Consider the following 21,877-nt stretch of genomic DNA (forward strand, 5'->3'; position numbering starts at 1 on the left):
GATAATTGAATATGTTATTTGGCTGAATTCGTACTTTTAGGTTTCAATTTTCGGTTGCAAATATATTATAAATTTAACTCATTTAGTTTATTTTTTGTAACGTAGAGTTTGTAAAATTGTCAAATTGTCCAAAAATGTAACATTTGATAAAGTTCTGGTTACTTTTTAATACTATCGCCTCATTAAACGTTTACCATTTTTAAACTTCTAATAACATTAAAAGGTGCTGCGTTGTGTTGCGCAGCACCTTTTGAATATGTTTTTGCAAAATGTTTATCTATTGTATCTCTGTTGCCTCGGCATCTTCGATGATTACGTCGGGCTCGTCGTAGTACTCTGGTTCGTCGTAAACCTTGGGCTCTTCGAATACCTGTGGCTCAGGTATGGGCTCAGTAGCGATTGCTGGCTCTGGCTGCTGTGGAGCAGCTGGTGCTTCTACTTCGGGGTCAACCTCGGGCTCTAAGTCCTCGTCGGCTTTCTGCTCCAGTTTGGTAGCACCCTTGAAACGGATGGCCAACAGGGCCATATCATCACGCTGTTCGAAGTCGCCGGCAAAGCGGTGTACGGCATCCAGCATGTTCTCGATAAAGGGCTTTGGTCGTGGATCCAGCTTCATGGCCTGCAGTGCCGATCCTAACATACGTTTCTCGTTAAACACACGGTGCTCGGCATTCTTTACCTTAATAAGTCCTTCGGTATTCAGGAATATCATGGTGCCAGGCAGCATTGTAATCTCCTGTGCCTCGTAGGCATAGTTGGGTTCCTCGCCTATGGCCACGTTCTGTTCTACAGGCAGGTGGTGCAACTCGTTGCTTACCAACAGTGGAGCTGCATGACTGGCATTACAGAAGTACAGTTTGCCATTATAAATGTCGAGTACACCAATAAACAGACGTATATCGATACCCTTGTTTTCTTTCTGTGCCAATGCGTTGTTGATAGCCGACATAATCTTGTCGGGCTGCGATTCGAAGGTGGCTGCTGTACGGAACTGTGCTTTGACGATGGTTGTAAGCAATGATGCTTTGACACCTTCTACGCCTGATTCTCCTACACAGAAGAACAGTTTGCCGTCGCGTACACAGTAGTCCATCACACCACCACCTTCCATCTGGCCCATTTTTATGGCGCTCCATAGGTCGAACGACTTATACTTTGGTAACAGTCGAGGTGCAATCACACGTTGTATATTCTGGGCGATACGGAATTCTGAGGCTTCGCGTTCTTTCACTGCCGTATCGGCTTCCATGCGGTCGTAGTCGTATTTCAGATCCTCGTAGGCAGCCTGTAGCTGATGGGCCATACGGCGTCGGATGAGTGCATAGGCTATTAGACAGAGTATGACGATGGCTATACCGAAAGCTATCATAAACTGATATTTGCGATTCTTCTTAGCTTCCTGCTCTGTCATTTTCTCTACGGTTTTTACAATCACACCCTGCTCTTCCTGTTCTATCTTCTTCGACTTGTTAATAGCTTGACTTAATGCATTACTGATATTCAGGGCAACTTGGATGGCCGAGTCGCGTCGACCTGCCAACAGGTTAGTGCGGTATTTCTTCAGCACCAGGTTCTCGATGTTCTCCAACGAGTAATTCTGTGGCGTTTCGCCCATCATAGCATCCAGACTGCTATAGTGTTCAGCGGCTTCGTCCCAGCGGTTGGCGGCTGTCAGATAGTCGTTAGCGTCGATACGTCCCTTAGGCGTGTTGCTGTAATGGGTGCTTTGGAACTTTTCGTAGGCTTTGGCAGCTTCTTCGGTTTGACCTAAGCCTTGCAGGGCTATGGCGTGATAGATATCGTAGCGGGCCAGCTGTCGGTCGATAAAGTCGGCATCGGCATCAGGTCGCTGTTCGTATTCGCTCAGTATCTGTCCAAAGCGGGTGGTCCATGTCAGGGCCTCCTGCCATTTCTTGGCATATATATAATTATAGGTAATATTGATGAGACCGGTGATACCATCTTTATAGACCACATCGTTGTGGAAGGTCTCAATATTTTCCTTATGGCGCTGGTATGCCTTATTAAAACCGTCGCTATTACCATCGGCTGTGCCTAATCCCTCCTGGCAACAACCTATATATATTAGTATGTTCAGGTAGTCGCTGGTACTGTCGCAGTGCAGTTCTTCCAGTTTGTTGGCTGCAGGTATGGCAGCATTCAGTCCCTCTTCGTAGTCACCTCTTACGGATAGCATGTTAGCCAGACGACTGGCCGACTTGGCATAGTAAGCCATCTCGTCGCTGCTGGTTGCGTTTTCAGCAGCATCGAGCGATGCTTTCCAATAGAACTCAGCCAGGCGCTGTCGTTTCATCTTGTCGCAGGCATAGCCTCGCCAATAGTATGCTTTGGTGGGGGTGATGCTGCCGGTGGTTTCTAAACTGTCAACCACCTTCAGCAGTTCAGGGTAGTTCTTGGTCTTCTGAGTGTTCTCAATCAATTTGTCGGCTTCACTCATCTGTCCGTTCTGCTCCTCATTGTTGCAGGCTGCCATCAACACGCCTGCCATCACCATCAGGAATATCCAAATTTTTGTCTGTCTCATATACTGTTCCAAGTAATTGAAGTTTCTGGATGCAAAGATACAAAAGAATTTTAAATAAACTCAAAAACAAGGCAAAAAAGTGCTTGTTAGGGGACGATGATACGCACACAAAAGTAAATGTAACTCTTTGAAAAAGGTATTTTCTGAAAACTGCGTACCTTTGCACCCAGAATAAACTGAAACATTGATGAAACGTATATTTACTCTGATTACAATTCTATGTGCGCTTGGCGCAGGAGCTCAGGGAGTCAAGCCATTGCCCTCGCTCCATACTGAAGGAAGATGGCTTGTTGACAAACATGGAAACCAAGTGGTGCTCCATGGTGTGATGGATACGCCCAGTAATTATTTTAATGGTGGACGCTGGGAAGGTTCCAAGGCACTTGGTTGGTGGGACCACTATAATGATACAGGCGTTACTAACTGTCTGGCTTATTTTGAAAAACTATTCAAAGGCATGGAGAAGGCTAAGTGCGATGTGTTCCGTTTGCACATGGATCCTGCTTGGACCAACGATCCTGCCGATGGTTATGTTTATGCAGGCTCAGCAGGACAGGCTTCTGATGCGTCGGGCGAGGCAGACATCAAGAAGTTTAATCCCGAGCGCTATCAGAAATACATGCCACAGCTATATCTGAAGTTGGCCGAGATGGCTATGAAATATGGTATGTACGTAGTAGTACGCCCTCCCGGTGTATGTCCTCATGACTTGAAGGTGGGCGATTATTATAATCAGTATCTGATGTATGTATGGGATGTGTTCTCGCAGCAGGAATTTGTGAAGGATCATGCCGGTCAGATTAGTATTGAGTTGGCCAACGAACCTGTTAACTTGAGAAATGCCCAGAATCAGGACGATCCCAAAGCGCTCCATGACTATTTCCAGCCTATCGTCAATAAGATCCGCGAAAACGGCTTTACGGGTATTATCTGGGCGCCTGGTACTGGATGGCAGGCCAACTATACCAGTTATGCTACTTATCCTATCGAGGGTGATAACATCGGTTATGCCGTTCATGACTATACTGGATGGTATGGCTGCAGCGATGCCAATCCCGATCCACAGAACAAAATTGAGCAGTTCCATAAGCAGGTGCCTGTAGTTGATACCAACCCGATTATTATTACCGAGGTTGATTGGAGTCCCGAGAACCCCTCGGCTCAAGGTCATTATAATGAGCATAACGAGTGGGTACAGCCCAACTATGGTACATGGTCAACAGGTTCTACCTCAAAGTGGGGTAAGGCTTACAAGGCTATGCTCGACTATTATGGTAATATCTCGATGACGCTGTCGGGAACAGGCTGTTTGTTCGATATCGATAAGCTGCTCTCTACGGGCAATGTCTATCCGGCTTTTAATGGTCTTGAAGAGGCCTGTGGTAAGGCTTGCATGGATTGGTATGCCGAGTATTATACAGTGAACTATCCCCATGCTGACGACGAGGCTGAGACTGGCGACTTCTATACCATCGAATCGCTGAAGGCTGATCAGGAGTCATTCGATTTGATGATTGGCGATAAGACCAAGATATTGCTGAATGTGCTCTATCGCGATGGCCATACGAAGGATATCTCTGATGTAGCCACCTATGAAGTAGATCAGCCCTCGGTGGTTGAAGTCAAGAATGGTTCTATACGTGCATTGGCCAATGGCGAAGCCCAGGTACAGGCCTCATATACCGATGTGCAGGGTATCATTTGGAAGAAATCGTTTGTGGTTAAGGTTACCGGTCTTGATTTAGGCGCCCTGACAGCTTTGAGCAGTCTTTCGGATATAACCGACCAGCCTTTTGCTATCGTGAATAAGGAGAGTCAGAAGATGTTTTATGGTCCTGCGAATCAGAATCTTGACATGGGCGATCCTCTGGGCGTCATCAATAACAAGAGTATCAGCGGTTATATGTTTAAGGCCGAGGCTATTTCTGGTCGTGATGGTTGTTATCTGTTGCGTTTGATGACGTTGAACGGTAGCGAATACAGCGTTTATGGCAAGCCAGGCTATCTTAATTCTCAGCCAACAACAGGCTGGTGTAGCTTTATTCTCGGTTTGAACAACCTGAATGGCGAAGATGTCAAGGATGGCGCTGTATGGGAAATTAAATATGAGAGTGGCAAGGGCTTTACATTGAAGAATATGGCTACGGGCAAATACCTGAAGGATGCGGCCCCAGCCAAATACGATGCGCCAGCCTATTTCGATTTCTTGAAATCCAGCGTTACAGCGGGTATTCATAAGGTAGAGCGTTCTGTGGATAACGATGCTGTTTATACGCTTCAGGGCATCAAGATAGCAACCCTTCAGCAGTGGGATGCGCTGCCTCGTGGCATCTACATCGTTGGTGGAAAGAAAAAACTTAAATAATAACTTTATATCAACTCAATTAAAATGTATCAATCAACTTTAAAAACTATCCTGTTGGCATCGGCATTGCTCATTTTGCCCGCCAGCATGTCGGCCCAGAAACGTAAGGCCGCTCCTAAGAAGGCTGCTACCGAACAGGTTGGCAAGCCCGATCCTAATTTCTACATTTTCCTGTGTTTCGGTCAGTCAAACATGGAGGGTAATGCCCGTCCCGAGGCTCAGGATTTGACTAGTCCTGGTCCACGCTTCCTCCTGATGCCCGCTGTCGATTTCCCCGAAAAGGGTCGTAAGATGGGTGAGTGGTGCGAGGCTTCGGCTCCTCTCTGTCGTCCAAACACTGGTCTGACTCCCGCCGACTGGTTCGGTCGTACCCTCGTGGCTTCACTGCCTGAGAATATTAAGATAGGTGTCATCCACGTGGCTATCGGTGGTATCGATATCAAGGGCTTCCTGCCTGATAGCATCCAGAACTACCTGAAGGTAGCTCCCAACTGGATGAAGGGTATGCTGGCTGCTTACGATAACAATCCCTATGAGCGCTTGGTTACACTGGCTAAGAAGGCTCAGAAGGATGGTGTTATCAAGGGTATCCTGATGCACCAGGGCGAGACCAATACTGGCGATCCCAAGTGGGCTGGTATGGTTAAGCAGGTTTACGACAATCTGTGTGGCGATCTGAACCTGAAGCCCGAGGAAGTAAACCTCTATGCCGGAAACATTGTTCAGGCCGATGGTAAGGGTGTATGTATCGGTTGTAAGAAGCAGATTGATGAGTTGCCTCTTACCCTGCACACCTCGCAGGTCATCTCTTCGGATGGTTGTACTAATGGTCCCGATCGTCTGCACTTCGATGCCGCTGGCTATCGTGAGTTAGGTTGCCGTTATGGCGAGGCTGTAGCCCGTCATCTGGGTTACGAGCCCAAGCGCCCCTATATCGAGATGCCTAAGCAGATTGAGGTTCCTGCCGATGCTTTCATTGCCGAGACAACCGTTCCTGGTAACGAGTTCCCCAAGGTTGATAAGGAAGGTCGTGCTTATTTCCGCATCGCAGCTCCCGAAGCCCGCAAGGTGGTGCTCGACATCTGCAACAAGAAATACGACATGCAGCGCGATGGTAAGGGCAACTTCATGGCTGTTACCGATCCCCTGCCCGTTGGTTTCCACTATTATTTCATGAATATCAACGGTGTAAACTTCATCGATCCTTCAACCGAGACCTTCTTCGGCTGTAACCGCGAGGCCGGTGGTATCGAGATTCCCGAGGGTTCTGAGGGCGATTACTACCGTCCACAGCAGGGTGTGCCAGCTGGTCAGGTTCGTAGCATCTATTACTATAGCAACGAGCAGAAGACCTGGCGCCATGCAATGGTTTATACCCCAGCCGAGTACGAGTTGGCCAAGAATGCCAAGAAGCGTTACCCCGTGCTCTACCTGCAGCATGGTATGGGGGAGGACGAGACTGGCTGGAGCAAGCAGGGCCACATGCAGCACATCATGGATAACGCCATTGCCAAGGGCGAGGCTGTGCCTATGATTGTGGTCATGGAGAGTGGCGATATCAAGGCTCCATTCGGTGGTGGTAACAATCAGGCTGGTCGCAGCGCCTATGGTGCTTCGTTCTATCCTGTACTGCTGAACGACCTTATTCCTTATATCGATAGCAACTACCGCACTAAGAGCGATCGCGAGAACCGTGCTATGGCAGGTTTGTCGTGGGGTGGTCATCAGACCTTCGATGTTGTACTGACCAATCTCGATAAGTTTGCTTGGCTCGGAACCTTCAGCGGTGCTATCTTTGGTCTCGATGTGAAGACTGCCTACGATGGTGTGTTTGCCAACGCCGACGAGTTCAATAAGAAGATACATTATATGTATATGAACTGGGGCGAGGAAGATTTCATCAAGAGTGGCGATATCGTTAAGCAGCTGCGTGAGTTGGGTATCAAGGTAGATTCAAACGAGTCGAAGGGTACCGCCCACGAGTGGCTCACCTGGCGCCGTGGTCTCAACGAGTTTATCCCACATCTGTTCAAAAAATAGCCAATTCCCCCAAACCTAACATCGCGCCCCTCCCGAGTCACATCGAGAGGGGCGCTTTATTATGGTTATAAAGAAAAATGCGGAAATTAACCGTGTTTTGGACAAAAATGGCAGAGGATAGGACTGCTATTATTTTTAAAAGACAGATATTTGCAACCAGAATTCCAAATTCACCAACTCGTAAATTCAACACTATACTTATTACTTAATATTTAATTATTAACACATTAACTAATTAACATTATGTACAAACGCGAAAGAAAAGTCTCGAAGACGATGTGTTCTTCGCTATTACTACTTTCTGCTGGTGCAATGACATTCGGTTCTCCAGTCAGTGTTCTAGCTAACTCAGTTTCCCAACCGTTGACAGAGGTAACATCTGTTCAACAGCAAAAAAAGGTAATCATTACCGTCGTTGATGGCCAGAATGAGCCGGTTGTTGGCGCCAGTGTGATGATGATGTCTTCTAAAACAGGTGTCATTACCGATATTAACGGCCGGTGCGACATCGATGCAGCTTCTGGCGACGAGATACGAGTGTCGTCTATTGGCTATGTTGCCCAAACCATTAAACTCGGTAAAGGTGGCTCGCAGCGAATCGTACTCCTGGAGGATAAACAACTCCTGGATGAGGTGGTTGTGGTAGGTTATGGTACGATGCGTAAGTCCGACCTTACAGGTTCGTCTTCTACGACCAAGGGCTCTGAAATCTTGAAAATGCAGGGTTTCAATGCCTTGGAAGGTTTAAAAGGTAAGGCTGCGGGTGTAAACATCTTTAATAACACCGGTCAGCCTGGTGGCGAGATGCGTGTTATTATCCGTGGTATCTCAACTATCAATGCCTCTTCTAGTCCATTGTATATCGTAGATGGTGTTGCCATGACTGATTTCCAGTTCCTCAACCCTAATGATATCGAGAGTATCGAGGTGCTTAAAGATGCCTCTTCGGCGGCTATCTATGGTGCCCGTGGTGCCAATGGTGTTATTATGGTAACCACCAAACGTGGTAATGCCGGTAAGGGAGCGCACATCAAGTATGATGGCTCGTTTTCGGTAAGCAGTATGGCCCGAAAGATGGATGTCATGAATGCTTCTGAGTGGATGAGCGCTTTCAAGCAAGGTCTTGAGAATGCTAATCAGTTCCAGGGCATGAACTTTGATACCGACCTGTCGAAGATATTCACCGATACCCGTTATTTTGATAGCAATGGTAATCCGCTTTATGATACCGATTGGCAGGACGAGTGTTCTCGTGTAGCCGTATCTCATAATCATGAGCTGAGTATCCAACGCTCTGGCGAGAATGGCTCTTCGGTTGGTGCATTCCTTAACTTTACCGATCAGCAGGGTATTCTTCTCAATACTTATTATAAGCGTGTAAATGCAAAACTGGCCTACGATGATAACCCAACTAAGTGGCTTTCTACAGGATTGAATCTGTTGGTGAACCACTCATGGGGTAATCATACCTCCGACAATCCCTATGGACAGGGTGCTCTGCGCACGATGATTGAGCAGTTGCCTTGGTTGCCTGTACAGCTTAATGGTGAGTATGTACAGAATAACATGATTAATACAACAGGTATACTTAAAGATAAGGATAATCCCAATAGCGGTTATCAGACATTCTCTCCCGAGGGTGTTGCCAACCCAGTAGAGTTGCTTGAGCGTGTACAGGTTATACAGTATAAGACTCAGATTTTCGGAAATGCTGCTCTTACTTTCCACCTTGCAAAGGGATTGGATTTGAGAACCCAGTTAGGTATCGACTACCATAATAACCGCAGTAAGGGATATATACCTTTCCAACCACATCAGCTTATCGACCAAGGTGCCTCTCAGGGTGCAGCTTCTGCAGGTAACTCAAACTCACTTTATTGGCAGGAAGAAACCTATCTTACTTATGTAAACGACTTTGGGAAACATCATCTGAATGCCATGGCTGGTGCTTCTTGGCAGGCACGCAAATATGATTATTTCGGTGCTTCCGACAATACCTTTACCGACGATTACTATGGCTACTATAACCTAGGTTCTGGCACATTGAAGCCATCTGTTGGCTCCGACTACGATAAGTGGGCCATGAACTCATACTTCTTACGCTTGGCCTATAACTACAATAATACCTATATGGCTACTGTAACGGGGCGTTATGATGGTTCTTCTAAGTTTGGTCAGAACAACAAGTATGCTTTCTTCCCATCAGTGGGCTTAGGATGGTTAGCCTCGAACGAGAGATTTTTGAAGGATATTGAGACCATCAGCAAGTTAAAGCTTCATACCTCATTTGGTATGACGGGTAACTCTGAGATTGGTACCTATCGTTCTCTGGCTACTGTCAGTCAGTCAACCACTATCTTAGGTGGTAAGATGGTAACCGTTTCTTATCTTGACAATATGCCTAATGCCAACCTGAAGTGGGAGAAGACGGCACAGTGGGATTTAGGCTTCGAACTGGGTTTATTCAAGAATCGTTTGAATTTTGACATCTCTTACTACTATAAGTACACCTCTGATCTGCTCTTGAATCGTCCTGTTCCCGAGTCAACAGGTTATTCTTCGATTATGGACAACATTGGTGCCGTATCTAACCACGGTTTTGATATTCTGGTAACAGCTTATCCTATTCAGACTAAAGACTTCCAGTGGACCTCTACTTTGAACCTGGGCTTTAATAAGAATAAGGTGGAGAAACTCGATGAGGGTGCTTCTGTTGATCCAGTCAGCGGAAAACGTCAGATTCTTACAGATGGCTTTGTAGGTTACGATATGCTTATCCGCGAAGGCGAAGCGCTTTCTACTTTCTATGGTTACAAGCGCGCTGGTATCTACGATGGTCACCCCGAGAACTGGGATGCCACTACGATGAATATCCCATCTATTGTAGGCGAAAAGGTTACTTATAAGCAGCGTCAGATTCTGGGTAATGGTCTGCCTGATTGGACAGGTTCTTTCATCAATACCTTCAACTACAAGAATTTCGACCTTACGCTTGATCTTCAGTTCTCAATGGGTGCAGATATTATGCAGGAGTACTATCACTCTACCTTGGCTCGTTTCCTTACCAATGGTCTCGATCGTTTATACGAGGAGGCTTGGCATCCAGTAAACAATCCCAATGGGGTAGAGCAGGCCTTGCGTTTGAATAACTTCGGTATGGGCGCCAACAATCAGGCCGATTCCGACTGGGTTTGTGATGGTTCTTACTTGCGTTTTAATCTCTTGCAACTTGGTTATACCTTCTCTGGTTCTGCTTGCCGAACTCTTGGTATTTCAGCTTTGCGCCTGTATGCTAACCTGAACAACTTCTGGCTCATCTGCTCCGACGATTATAAGGGTTACGATCCAGATAACTCAACACGTCTGGGTAGTAATAACTGGGGTGCCAACCGTCAGTTCTTCTCTTATCCTCGTCCAAAAACGTTCTCTTTTGGTGTTAATGTAACTTTCTAAACAACTTATTGTAACTGTTTTATGAAAACAATAAAATATATCATATATGGAATGATGGCAAGTGCCACATTCGGTCTTACTTCTTGTGACGAATTCCTGGAAGAAAAGCCACTGGATCAGAAATCGTCAAGCCAGTTCTGGCAGTCAAAGGAAGATGCGCAGACAGGTGTTGATGCGCTTTATTTCGGTGGCGTACCTTATTTGAATCAGAATGGTGGTGGCTGGCAGCCCAAAGCCACGATGTACGGTGGTATTATCTCTGGTTTGTTCTACGACGACCATGGCGACTCACAGTTGGCCGAAGCTGCGAAGGCATGTACCTATACCTTGGAGAAGTTCTCCAGCCCTGCCATGTCCTTGTGGCATGAGTTCTACAAAGGTATCTCCCGTGCCAATTTCGTGTTGGCCAATGTGCCCAAGATGACCGATGTGCTCGATCAGGCTACTATCGACAACTATGTGGCCGAGGGTAAATTCTTCCGTGCTTATGCCTATTTCTATTTAGTAAAGGAGTTTGGCGATGTGCCTTATGTGGATGAGCCATACACATCTACCGATGGCATGTTCAAAGAGCGTAACTCTGCTGCCGAAGTATATCAGCATATCATCGACGACCTGACTGATATCGCTACGGGAACGGCACTTCCCAACAAGTCGTTCTACGATAATGGCTGTCGTGTAACCCGTGCTATGGCACAAACCCTTCTGGCTCAGGTATATCTTCAGCGTGCCGGTTTCCCCATGAATGGTGGTGCCGAAGATTACAAAAAGGCTGCACAGATGGCCGAGATGGTGATTGATGGTGGTACTGCTGTACTGGAGCAGGCAAATGGCAGTTCCGACGATCTGAACTCAGCTTATAATGTGATTAAGACCTCGAAGACTTCTAAGGAAATCATCTTTGCTAAAGAGTACGACTATGCTAATAATAATATAGGTAATGGTTATGTTAATCTCAGTATCGGTTCCGACGCTACCACCTGGAAGGATGCCAATGGTAATCAGGTGTTCAGCATGAACGTGTTACATAAGGCCTACCATCCATGTGATATGATTTTCAAGAGTTATGCTCCCGAGGATATCAGAAGTCACGAGAAGCAGTTCTTCTTCAATACCTATACTGATAAGACTGGTGTGGAGCATACGCTCAACTATACTGGTATCTGGTCGTGGTTTGATGAGGATGCCATCATCAAGAACCACGGTGGCGACTATAATATTCCTACCATGCGTTATGCCGAGGTGCTGCTGATAGCTGCCGAAGGCTATGCCCGTACAGGCAACACCACAAAAGCGTTGGAGTATCTGAATCAGGTGCGTAAACGTGCTGGTTTGACTGCCGAGACAGCAACTGGCGATGAACTTGTTACAGCTATCTTGACAGAACGTCTGCACGAGTTCCCTGTTGAATTCAAAGTATGGGATGATATCCGTCGTACTCGTTTGTATCCAGAAGCTGCTGGCGATTATTCTGGAAAACTCAATTGGGTTGCGCTCTCAGGTGCGAAGATCCAGAATAAACCTGTAGATAATGTTAAGATTGGTGCTATTCCTGAGTGGGTTCTCCTTTGGCCTATCCCACAGGATGAAATTCAACACAATCCTGCTCTTACACAGAATCCTGGTTGGGAGTAAATAAAAAAGCGATAGCCTATATCACTATAGGCTATCGCAACTTTTTTTTTATTTATGAATGTTTTTGAGCAGGTTCAATTTTCCATCATCTATCAGTTTTAGTATCAGCTCACCAAACAAGGTGTTTTGCCAGGCAAACCAGTGGCGACTGTAATTGGCAGCATTGTCCTTGTTGAACGACTCGTGCATAAAGCCTGTGCCGGCATCTGTATCCACCAGCATCTGCAGGCACTCCTTAATCTCCTGATCGTCGGTGCTGGTAAAGGCACGCATCATAATCGACATGGGCCATACCATATCGTAGCCTACATGAGGTCCACCGATACCTTCGCCGGCCTTACCACGGAAGAAGTAAGGGTTATCCTCGCTCCATACAAACTTACGGGTGTTCTGATAGATAGGGTCGTTTACATCCACATCACCTAAGTAAGCCATTGCCAGCAAACTGGGCACGTTAGCATCGTCCATCAGGTGCTGGTTACCAAAGCCATCCACCTCAAAGGCATAAATCTTACCATATTTAGGATGGTTATAGATAGCGTACTGCTGCAGGGCGGCGCTCACCTCGTTGGCTAAGGTTGTGCACTCGTTGGCAGTCTTGGTGTCGTTGTTCACCTTGGTCAGGATATCAGCAGCCTTACGCAGTGATGTTACGGCAAAGAAATTGGATGGGATGAGGAAGGGGAACACCGTGGCATCGTCGCTGGGACGGAATATCGAGGCAATCAGTCCTACTGGCTTTACGGGGTTTCCATAACCACCATGACTCACGGTATCGTACTGCTGGGCTGTGGTACGCTGGAAGCGGTATGGACCATGCCCGTTTTTGCGCTGCTGTTCACGGAAAGTCTTCAGAATCTTACCGATGGCCTCCTGCCACAGGTCGCCAAAAATACTATCGTCGCCAGTTACCTGCCAGTAATAATAGGCCAGTCGCAGGGGATAGCACAGCGAGTCGATCTCGTACTTGCGCTCATGCAGGTTGGGATTCATCGTGGTGTGGTCGCTGGCCCATTCGCTGCCTGTAGGTCCCATGTTAAAGGCGTTGGCATAGGGGTCGATGCAGATACACTTCAACTGGCGCAGGATGGTGCCTCGTACCATTTTTCTGATTTTCTTGTCTTTCTTGGCAAACTGTACGTAAGGCCATACCTGGGCACCCGAATCGCGCAGCCACATGGCGTGAATGTCGCCTGTATATACAAAGGTATCGTCGTCGCCCTCAGCATCCGAGTAGTGTACGGTGGTGTCGAGCGTGTTCGGAAAACAGTTCTCGAACATCCATGCTAAGTATGGAGCGTCCTTCAGCATCTTTTTTACCTCGGCAATCTTCTTTTCGATGGTGTCTGAGTAAAACAGTCGCTCTTTGGCGGCGGGTCTGCGAGATACTTTTGTGTTGTCGGCTGGAGCGGCAATCGTTTTGCTCCAGTCTTCTATCCCGTCGGCCATAACAGGCACCGATAGCCCTGCCAACAGGATGGTGGTGAGTAATGTACGTCTGTTCATTTTTGTTCTGTTTTTAATGTTTTAATTAGTTGTTTGCAAAGATACTAATTATAAATAAGCTCCTTGTCGTAATTCCTGTCAAATCAGTATGTTGTACAATAATTGCAGAAACGAGGACATTGTTTCGTTTCTTTCTGTCTACCTTTGCCACACGAAAATAATAAAAACCGTAAAGTGATGAAGAAAACTCTAACATTACTCGTCTGCCTGTTCATTTCAGGACAACTCGTACAGGCTGAAAATCTAACCGGAAAGGTGAACCCTTTTATCGGAACAACAACTCTATGGAGCCCAGCCGATCTGGGATATACACGCACAGAAACTAAACGCGCTTGGGGAGCTGAGTCATTTCCTGGCTCAGCCTTACCCAATGCCATGGTACAGCTCACCCCTGTCACCATGTATCCTTCGGGTTCAGGTTATCAGTACGAAGACCATCAGATATATGGTTTCGCGCACACATGTAAGGGCCACTGGAATCTGCTTCACATGCCCATCATGCCAGCTACTGGTAGGTTCTATCCCGATAACTTCTGCTCATGGTTCAGTCATGCTAACGAGTCGGCTCATCCTGGCTACTATCAGGTGTATCTCGACCGCTATCATGTAAATGCCGAACTCACCTCAACCCTGCGTTGCGGCTTCCATCGTTATACCTTCCGTGCCGGCGATGAGAAGCGTCTGATTGTAGATATCACACGTAGCAACAATCGTCCCCGCACGTGGAAAATCGAGAAGTCGGGTGCCAACACCTTCCAGGGATTCCAGGATGGCGAGGGCCGTATCTACTTCTATGCTGTGGCCAATCACGATGTAAGCGAGGTAAGCATCCAGAAGGATTTTCGCCATCAGATAGCTGTGGTCGATTTCCTAAATAATAAAGGATCGCGCGCGTTGGAGCTCAAAATAGGTTTCTCGTTTGTAAGTATTGCCAACGCCAAGCAGAACCTCGAGGCCGAGATGCTCGACAAGAGTTTTGAGCAGGTGCGCCAGGAGGCTGATAACATCTGGAACAAACAGCTGGGACATATCCAGGTAGAGGGTGGTACCCAGAAGCAGCAAACCATGTTCTACTCTACACTCTACCGTGCCTTCCTTTGGCCTGCCTTGCGTAGCGATGTGAATGGCGAGTATACCGACGAGCAGGGCCGTGTTTGTAAGGCCGACTTCCGTTACTATACCAATCCTTCGTTCTGGGATACCTATCGTAACAAGCTCATTCTGTTAGGTATGATTAACCCCGATGTGGCTACCGATATCATCAAGTCGATTATCGATAAAGGCGAGAAAGCCGGTGGTTATATGCCAACCTTCTTTCATGGCGACCATGCCTCTACCTTTGTGGCAGGTTCATGGCTGCGTGGTATCAAAGGGTTCGACTTGCAGCGTGCCTATAAGCTCCTGCTCAAGAATGCTACCGTTCCAGGTCGTGGCGGTCGTCCTTGGCTCGAAGAGTACCTGAAGCAGGGCTGGATAGCCGAGAAGGATACCACTAACGTGCCCACTTGGGATGAGTATAAGGCCTCGGTAACCAAGACCCAGGAGTATGCCTACGATGATTATGCCACCGCTCTGATTGCCCGCGAGCTGAAAGATAAGAAAAACTACCAACTACTGATGCAGCACTCGCAGAATTACAAGAACCTGTTTGATGCGTCGACAGGTTTCTGGCGTGGCAGGATCGCCGATGGCTCATGGATTAAGGATTTTGATCCCTGGTACCCCTATTATGCCTATATGTATCGTGAGGCCGATGCCTGGAACTCGCTGTTCTTTGCCCCGCACGATCCTGAGGGTATGGTGGCGCTCTACCCATCAAAAAAGGCTGTTGAACTGAAACTCGACTCGCTGTTTACCCAGCCTAACCATGGCTACGAGGCCTGGAACCTTACGGGTTTCCTTGGCACCTACTGTCATGGCAACCAGCCTGGTCATAGCATTCCTTATACCTATTATTTTGCCGATAAACAGGAGAAGGCACAGGTGGTGATTGATTCGCTGCTGAACCATTACTATGGTATGGGCGAAGAGGGACTGGCCTATGCAGGCATGGACGATGCCGGCGAGATGTCGTCGTGGTATGTACTCAATGCCATCGGTATCTATACCTATTCGCCTGCCGATCCGCAGTATATCGTTACCGTGCCATTGTTCAACAAGGTTAGATTCACCTTGGGCACCACTGGTAACACGTTTACTATCCGTCGCGAGGGTAGTGGTCGTAAAATCAGTCAGATAACGGTAGGTGGTAAGCCGCTTAAGGGCTGGTTCGTGCCACACGCCCAACTGGCAAAAGGTGCTGAAATGCTGATTAAAACCGAATAAGCAATTAAACTGTTCTATAACTAAAATTACATTCAATCTAAAGTTTTACTAAATGAAAAAAGGTAATTTCAACTATTCCAGATTCATCTGGCAAGGTTTTATGGGAGTGGCCCTATGCGTAGGTAGTCCGTCCGTTGCTCTTGCCAATGGTGTCTCGGTGGCTGCTACTAACAATGTACAGCAAACCACTGTCAGGGGCACAGTTGTTGATGCATCGGGAGAACCTATGATCGGTGTAACGGTCTCGGTAAAGGGTTCGTCCTCTGGTACCGTGACTGGTCTTGATGGTAGCTTCTCGCTGAACTGCAAACCAACTGATGTCTTGGTCTTCTCGTATGTAGGCTATGTAAACCAGGAGCTGCGTGCCAATGCCAACCTGAGTCGTATTGTGCTGAAGGAAGACAATGCTATCCTCGACGAGGTGGTGGTTATCGGTTATGGCACCACTACTCGTAAAAGCGCCGTGGGTGCTGTAGATCAGGTTCGTTCCGACCTGTTGGAGAATCGTCCTGTAGCCAACGTTACACAGGCTTTGCAGGGTGCAGCACCAAACGTTATCATCCAGCGTAAGAACTACAACCCTAACGCTCAGAACAACAACTTTAATATTCGAGGCATCAGTACGCTGAACGATAACAGTCCGCTGTTTGTGATCGATGGATTGGTTACCGATTATGATAACTTCAATCGTCTGAACCCCAATGACATAGAAAATATTTCGATTCTGAAAGATGCCGGTACCGCCGCTATCTACGGTTCACGTTCGGCCAATGGTGTTGTGCTTGTTACTACCAAGAAGGGTAAGAACAACGAGCGCACCAGTATCCGCCTGAATGGTATGGTAGGTTGGGAAGATCCCCATATCCTGTTCACACCTGTTACCGGCTATCAGAATGCAGTGCTGCGCAACATGGCCGAGACCAATGTGGGTAATGCTCCCGTTTACAGTCAGGATCAGATTCTCGACTATTACGCCCATCAGAGTGAGGAGAGCTGGGCGCTGAACGAGATCTTCAAGACAGCTATGCAGCAGAACTACAATATCAGCATCAGCGGTGGTAGCGATAAGACCACTTATATGGTTTCTGCCGGCTATTTTGATCAGGGTAGCAACTATGTGAGCACCCAGAAGTTCGGTTTGCAGCGCTACAACTTCCGTACCAACCTGGTTACTGAGTTGGGCCGCCTGAAGCTTACTGCCACACTGGCCTATACCCGCACCGATAGCAAGAATACCAATGGTGGTAGTCTGGAGATTGATGCCAGTCGTGTGCCTAGTGCCTATATCTATAAGATGAAGTCGGCCGATGGTCGTTACCTGCTCAATGATGTGTGGGGTGAGTTCAACCCACTCGGTCAGCTCGAGTCGGGCGGTTTCGATAAGTACCGTACCAATGCCATCACCGCCAGTGTTACCGGTGAGCTCAAGATTATCGATGGCTTGAAGCTCCGTGGCGTGTTTGGCGCCGATGTGGTGGGTAACAACCGTTACTCGCGTAGCATGCCTTCTTATTATTATGCCGGCGAAGATGCTACCGAGCCCCGTCCACGTAAGGAGTCGGATTTCAGAACCAGCAACTGGAATGCCGACAACTACCGTCTGAACACTCAGATCCTGCTGGATTATAATAAGACCTTCGGCGTGCACACTGTTAGTGGCCTGTTTGGTGCCACCAACGAGTCGTACACCTGGTATAACAACGAAATCTGGAAGAACTATGTTGATCCCGACTTGGGTACCTCTACCAGCATCACTACTGGTGAGGTAGGTAACATCGGTGGTGCTACCACCGTGGATAGTTCTGGTCAGACCAGCATTACCTCACTGTTAGGTCGTATCGGCTATAACTACAACGAGCGTTATTATGCTGAGTTCGACTTCCGTTACGATGGTAGCTCAAAGTTCCATAAGGATTACCGCTGGGGTTTCTTCCCTTCACTGTCGTTAGGTTGGCGCATCAGCGAGGAGCCCTTTATGGAGAAATATCGCGAAAAGGTGGGCGACCTGAAGATTCGTGGTTCATACGGTATTCTGGGTAGTCAGGCTGTAGGCGACTACGACCGCTATACCCGCTATAGCGTTAGCTCTACCACCTATGCTTATAACAATCAGGCCGTAGCCGGTGCCGGATTCAACCTCGGACTGAAGGACCTGACTTGGGAACGTACCAACACTTTCAATATAGGTTTCGATGCTTCGTTCTTGCACAATGCACTGAACATCACATTTGATTACTACACCAAGCGCACCAAGGACATCCTGATGAAGCCCTTGCAGCCCAGTGTTTTCGGAACCACCATGCCAAGCACCAATATTGGTGAAATGTCGAACGACGGATGGGAACTCTCTATCAACTACCGCTTGAAGACCGGCGATATGAAGCATAACTTCTACTTCAATATCGGCGATTCGAAGAACAAGGTGACTAAATTCCCTGGTAACGAGCAGATTAGCGGTGTTGATGAGATCTATAAGATCATTCGCGTTGGTCAGCCCCTCAACTCCTACTATGCATGGCAGGTAGAGAGCTTGTTCCAGAGCTACGATGAGATTAAGAACTCAGCTCTGCCTCTTGGCGCAGAGGTAGCACCTGGCGACCTTAAGTTCAAGGATCAGAATGGCGATGGTGTCATCGACTCTAACGACCGTGTCATCGTTGGTAACGCTTTCCCACGTTACACCTTCGGATTCACCTACCGCTTCGAGTGGAAGGGCTTCGACTTCAGTATGTTCTGGCAGGGTGTAGGCAAACGTTCGCAGATGCTGCGTGGCGAGTTGCTCGAGCCATACCACTCAAACTATTCTTATGTGATGTACAAACATCAGCTTGATTTCTGGACCCCAACTAACACAAACGCTAAATATCCACGTCTGGCAGCACAGGGCTCGGCCTCAGATACCAACAACTGGGGCCGCCCGTCAGACATCTTCGTGCTCGATGCCAAGTATGCACGTTTAAAGAACCTTGCCATCGGTTATTCACTGCCTAAGAAGGTGATTGAGCCTCTGGGCCTGCAGAAACTCCGTGTATATGTTACCGGTCAGGATCTGCTTACACTCACCAAGAACTCGTTCATCGATCCTGAGTCGTCAGAGTTCGGTTCAAACATGAACTCTGGTGGTGGTAACAGTGGTCGTAACTATCCTATGCTTCAGTACTATGGCTTTGGTTTCGATGTAGAATTTTAATGATTAAGTATCTTATGAAAATGAAAATCAAGAAATATATCTATCTGTTTGCTGCTGTGGGCGGACTTACGCTTACTGCCTGCAACGGCATGGAGAATGCCCCTGGCAATCAGTTTACCGATGCAAACTTCTGGGACTCTCCCGACAGAGCGCAGTACGTGGTAAACATGGCCTATGCACAGATGTATAATGCCGGCAAAATGTGGCGCGACGAGTCGCTTAGCGATAACATGATCGACGGTCGCTCTACGACCGACCAGCGCCTGATGCGTATGGGCCAGGCCACGCCTACCACTGGTATTTTTGCCAGTGAGTGGTCCGATTTGTATGGCGGCATCAAAACCTGTCATGTGTTCCTCGAGAATATCGATGCCATCACTAAGCTCGATGCAGCCAAGAAGGCTCGTATGATTGCCGAGATACGCTTTGTACGCGCCTATATCTACTTCCGTCTCACCAACTTCTATGGCGATATTCCTTTCTTTACTAAGGATATCACTGTGGATGAGTCGAACACCATCGGTCGTACCTCGCACGCCGAGGTGATGGCGTTCATCCATCAGGAGTTGAACGATATCATCGGCGATCTGCCCTCGCGCAACGACCTGCCCGAGAGCGAGAACGGCAAGATTACCAAGGGTGCTGTGGTAGCCCTGCAGGCCCGTGCCTATCTGATGGACAGCGACTGGAGTAACGTGCAGAAATACTGCGAGATGCTTATCAATCAGCCCGAGACTTACGGCTCGTATGCCCTGTTCCCCAGCTACCGCGGACTGTTTGAAGAGGACAATGAGTATAACCAGGAGGTAATCCTGGATCGTGCCTATGTTCGCAACCTGCTCACTTGGGGCGAGATTCTCGACATGGTTCCCCTGAGTAAGGGTGGTCGTGTGGCCGACCGTGTACCTCAGCAGTCGTTGGTTGATAGCTATCTCACCCTGAATGGTTATACCATCGATGAGGCTGGTACCGATTACGATCCTAACCATCCTTACGACAACCGCGACCCACGTCTGGCTGCTACCGTTATCTATGATAACTACGACTGGAGCGCTAATGTGGGCGATGGCTCAAAGGGCGAGGTGATTCATATCGATCCTGCTGGCGATAACACCGTTGATACCTATATCGGAACAGGCAGCAATACCACTGCTACAGGTTACTATACCCGTAAGTGGTTTGCCCCACAGGCTACTGGCGACATGAGTTCGGGTCTCAACATCATCATGTTCCGCTATGCCGATATCCTGCTCATGTGGGCCGAGGCTAAGTTCGAGCAGAACCAGATGACAGCCGATGTATGGAACAGCACCGTACGTGCCATCCGTCAGCGTGCTGGCTTCAAGACAGCTAAGGCTTTGAACTTCCCTGCCGATAAGTCGCAGACCGAACTTCGTCAGATCCTGCGTAACGAGCGCCGCTGCGAACTGGCTCTCGAAGGACTGCGCTGGTACGACATCAAGCGTTGGAAGGCCGGTTCAGAGTATCTCACTCAGCCAGTACGTGGTGCCAGCTTTACCCACGACATCCCCTGGAAGTTTACGTTCGATGAGAACCGCGACTACCTCTGGGCTGTTCCTCAGAGTCAGATCGACCTCAATCCTAACTTAGGCCAGAATCCTGGCTACGGCAATTAATCCATATCATCAATAAGTATTATTAGTAAAAACCAAAAAAGAAACAATTAACTATGAATAAGAATATTATTAAGGCATTCGCGCTGTTTGGCGCCGTGTTCAGCATGTCAGCCTGCACCTCCGACATGGAGTTCAAGGACAGTCAGGTATCAGCCATCACCCAGCTCTACGAGCCTGCCGATGGCAAGAGTGTAACCCTTCAGGCTTCAGCCACTGCCTCTACCTTCTTCGAGTGGGAGGCAGCCAAGGCCGAGGATAGTGGCTCGCCCCTCTACGAGGTGGTGTTCTACAAGGACGGTGAGAGCACACCTATCTATAAGGTGCTCTCTGATAAGAATGGTATGATGAACAGCGCCACCATCACCCACAAAACCCTGAACAAGCTTGCCGCTGCTGCCGGTTTCAAGAGTGGCGCCAGTGGCACGGTCAGCTGGTCGATCATCGCTTCTCGTGGTTTGAATCAGGCCGAGGCAACCGTTAAGCATCAGTTGAACATCACTTCGCTCGAGGGCTTCGACGAGATTCCTTCTTCGCTCTTCATCATGGGCGAGGGTGCCGAGAACGGTGCTGCTTTCTCATCACCCGAGCAGGGCGTATATGAGATCTTCACCAAGCTCGAGGGTGGCAAGAGCTACCAGTTCTGCAGCAACAACAAGGGCGATGGTACCATCTACTCGCTCGATGGCCTGAAGCTGCGCGAGGGTGGCTCAACCGTAGCACCAGCTACAGGCATCTATCGTCTGGTACTCGATTTCAATGTGGCTTCGGCTACCATCCGCGAAATCAAGAGTCTCGGTTTGTTCTTCTGCCCTAACAACAATATCATGTTCGATCTTCCTTACGCTGGCAACGGCGAGTTCTCTGGTGTAGGTGTGGTAGCCTTCAAGCAGGAGGGCTGGGGCCGCGACGAGCGTTATAAGTTCCTGATGGAGTATGCCGATGGCACCAAGCAGTTCTGGGGCACCAAGAATGGCACCGACTCACGCCCTGGTGGTTTGGCTATGGACGATCCTTACTATTACATCATGGAAACTGGTAACAACCAGTGGGACGACAAGTGGAAGTTCGATGGCGACTTCGATGGTGGTTCGGATGGTCCTCACCCAGGTGTCAAGACCCGCATCACCGTGCTCTTCCATGGTGCTAACTATACCCACCATGTTGAGCTGGCTGATTAAACT

Annotated in this window: 10 protein-coding genes; 8 read left to right on the plus strand and 2 right to left on the minus strand. The window is 48.2% G+C overall.

Features of this window, described 5'->3' with window-relative positions; translation table 11 throughout:
• Positions 1-277: 277 nt before the first annotated feature.
• On the minus strand, positions 278-2,545 hold the full coding sequence (locus tag T499_RS0107105) for a SpoIIE family protein phosphatase (RefSeq protein WP_033150378.1): 2,268 nt from the start codon (positions 2,543-2,545) through the stop codon (positions 278-280).
• A 187-nt stretch (positions 2,546-2,732) separates the two neighbouring features.
• On the opposite strand from T499_RS0107105, the gene T499_RS0107110 reads away from it, so the two are divergent.
• The 4 genes from T499_RS0107110 to T499_RS0107125 all read left to right on the plus strand — a co-directional run bounded on the left by T499_RS0107110 (position 2,733) and on the right by T499_RS0107125 (position 12,038).
• Complete coding sequence (locus T499_RS0107110) at positions 2,733-4,910, plus strand: cellulase family glycosylhydrolase (protein ID WP_084162953.1); 2,178 nt, start codon at positions 2,733-2,735, stop codon at positions 4,908-4,910.
• A gap of 24 nt (positions 4,911-4,934) precedes the next feature.
• Entirely contained in the window at positions 4,935-6,950 is a 2,016-nt protein-coding gene (locus T499_RS0107115; protein ID WP_033150379.1) for a bifunctional carbohydrate acetyl esterase/feruloyl esterase, read from the plus strand.
• Positions 6,951-7,193: 243 nt separating this feature from the next.
• Positions 7,194-10,403 (plus strand): SusC/RagA family TonB-linked outer membrane protein, encoded by a 3,210-nt coding sequence (locus tag T499_RS0107120; RefSeq protein WP_033150380.1) that lies wholly within the window; start codon positions 7,194-7,196, stop codon positions 10,401-10,403.
• Positions 10,404-10,424: 21 nt separating this feature from the next.
• Positions 10,425-12,038 (plus strand): RagB/SusD family nutrient uptake outer membrane protein, encoded by a 1,614-nt coding sequence (locus tag T499_RS0107125; RefSeq protein ID WP_033150381.1) that lies wholly within the window; start codon positions 10,425-10,427, stop codon positions 12,036-12,038.
• Positions 12,039-12,086: 48 nt separating this feature from the next.
• Here the strand turns inward: T499_RS0107125 and T499_RS0107130 are convergent, their stop codons facing one another.
• Positions 12,087-13,487, minus strand: coding sequence for a glycoside hydrolase family 125 protein (locus T499_RS0107130; protein ID WP_232221082.1), 1,401 nt, complete (start codon positions 13,485-13,487; stop codon positions 12,087-12,089).
• A 234-nt stretch (positions 13,488-13,721) separates the two neighbouring features.
• On the opposite strand from T499_RS0107130, the gene T499_RS0107135 reads away from it, so the two are divergent.
• The 4 genes from T499_RS0107135 to T499_RS0107150 are packed head-to-tail and all read left to right on the plus strand — an operon-like array spanning position 13,722 to position 21,874.
• Positions 13,722-15,869: a GH92 family glycosyl hydrolase gene (locus T499_RS0107135; protein ID WP_033150383.1), complete on the plus strand. Its 2,148-nt coding sequence runs from the start codon at positions 13,722-13,724 to the stop codon at positions 15,867-15,869.
• Between the two features lie 52 nt (positions 15,870-15,921).
• Complete coding sequence (locus tag T499_RS0107140) at positions 15,922-19,059, plus strand: SusC/RagA family TonB-linked outer membrane protein (RefSeq protein WP_052173534.1); 3,138 nt, start codon at positions 15,922-15,924, stop codon at positions 19,057-19,059.
• A gap of 20 nt (positions 19,060-19,079) precedes the next feature.
• A complete protein-coding gene (locus T499_RS0107145; RefSeq protein WP_033150547.1) occupies positions 19,080-20,696 on the plus strand; it encodes a RagB/SusD family nutrient uptake outer membrane protein in 1,617 nt (538 codons plus the stop codon).
• Positions 20,697-20,749: 53 nt separating this feature from the next.
• On the plus strand, positions 20,750-21,874 hold the full coding sequence (locus tag T499_RS0107150; protein ID WP_033150384.1) for a SusE domain-containing protein: 1,125 nt from the start codon (positions 20,750-20,752) through the stop codon (positions 21,872-21,874).
• The last annotated feature ends 3 nt before the right edge of the window (positions 21,875-21,877 follow it).

It is taken from the genome of Prevotella sp. RM4 (genome assembly GCF_000701965.1).
Taxonomy (GTDB): Bacteria; Bacteroidota; Bacteroidia; order Bacteroidales; family Bacteroidaceae; genus Prevotella; species Prevotella ruminicola.

Excerpts from the sequence above, each read along its gene's own strand:
- T499_RS0107105 (WP_033150378.1), bottom strand. The coding sequence starts at position 2,545 with ATGAGACAGACAAAAATTTGGATATTCCTGATGGTGATGGCAGGCGTG.
- T499_RS0107110 (WP_084162953.1), top strand. The coding sequence starts at position 2,733 with ATGAAACGTATATTTACTCTGATTACAATTCTATGTGCGCTTGGCGCA.
- T499_RS0107115 (WP_033150379.1), top strand. The coding sequence starts at position 4,935 with ATGTATCAATCAACTTTAAAAACTATCCTGTTGGCATCGGCATTGCTC.
- T499_RS0107120 (WP_033150380.1), top strand. The coding sequence starts at position 7,194 with ATGTACAAACGCGAAAGAAAAGTCTCGAAGACGATGTGTTCTTCGCTA.
- T499_RS0107125 (WP_033150381.1), top strand. The coding sequence starts at position 10,425 with ATGAAAACAATAAAATATATCATATATGGAATGATGGCAAGTGCCACA.
- T499_RS0107130 (WP_232221082.1), bottom strand. The coding sequence starts at position 13,487 with ATGGCCGACGGGATAGAAGACTGGAGCAAAACGATTGCCGCTCCAGCC.
- T499_RS0107135 (WP_033150383.1), top strand. The coding sequence starts at position 13,722 with ATGAAGAAAACTCTAACATTACTCGTCTGCCTGTTCATTTCAGGACAA.
- T499_RS0107140 (WP_052173534.1), top strand. The coding sequence starts at position 15,922 with ATGAAAAAAGGTAATTTCAACTATTCCAGATTCATCTGGCAAGGTTTT.
- T499_RS0107145 (WP_033150547.1), top strand. The coding sequence starts at position 19,080 with ATGAAAATCAAGAAATATATCTATCTGTTTGCTGCTGTGGGCGGACTT.
- T499_RS0107150 (WP_033150384.1), top strand. The coding sequence starts at position 20,750 with ATGAATAAGAATATTATTAAGGCATTCGCGCTGTTTGGCGCCGTGTTC.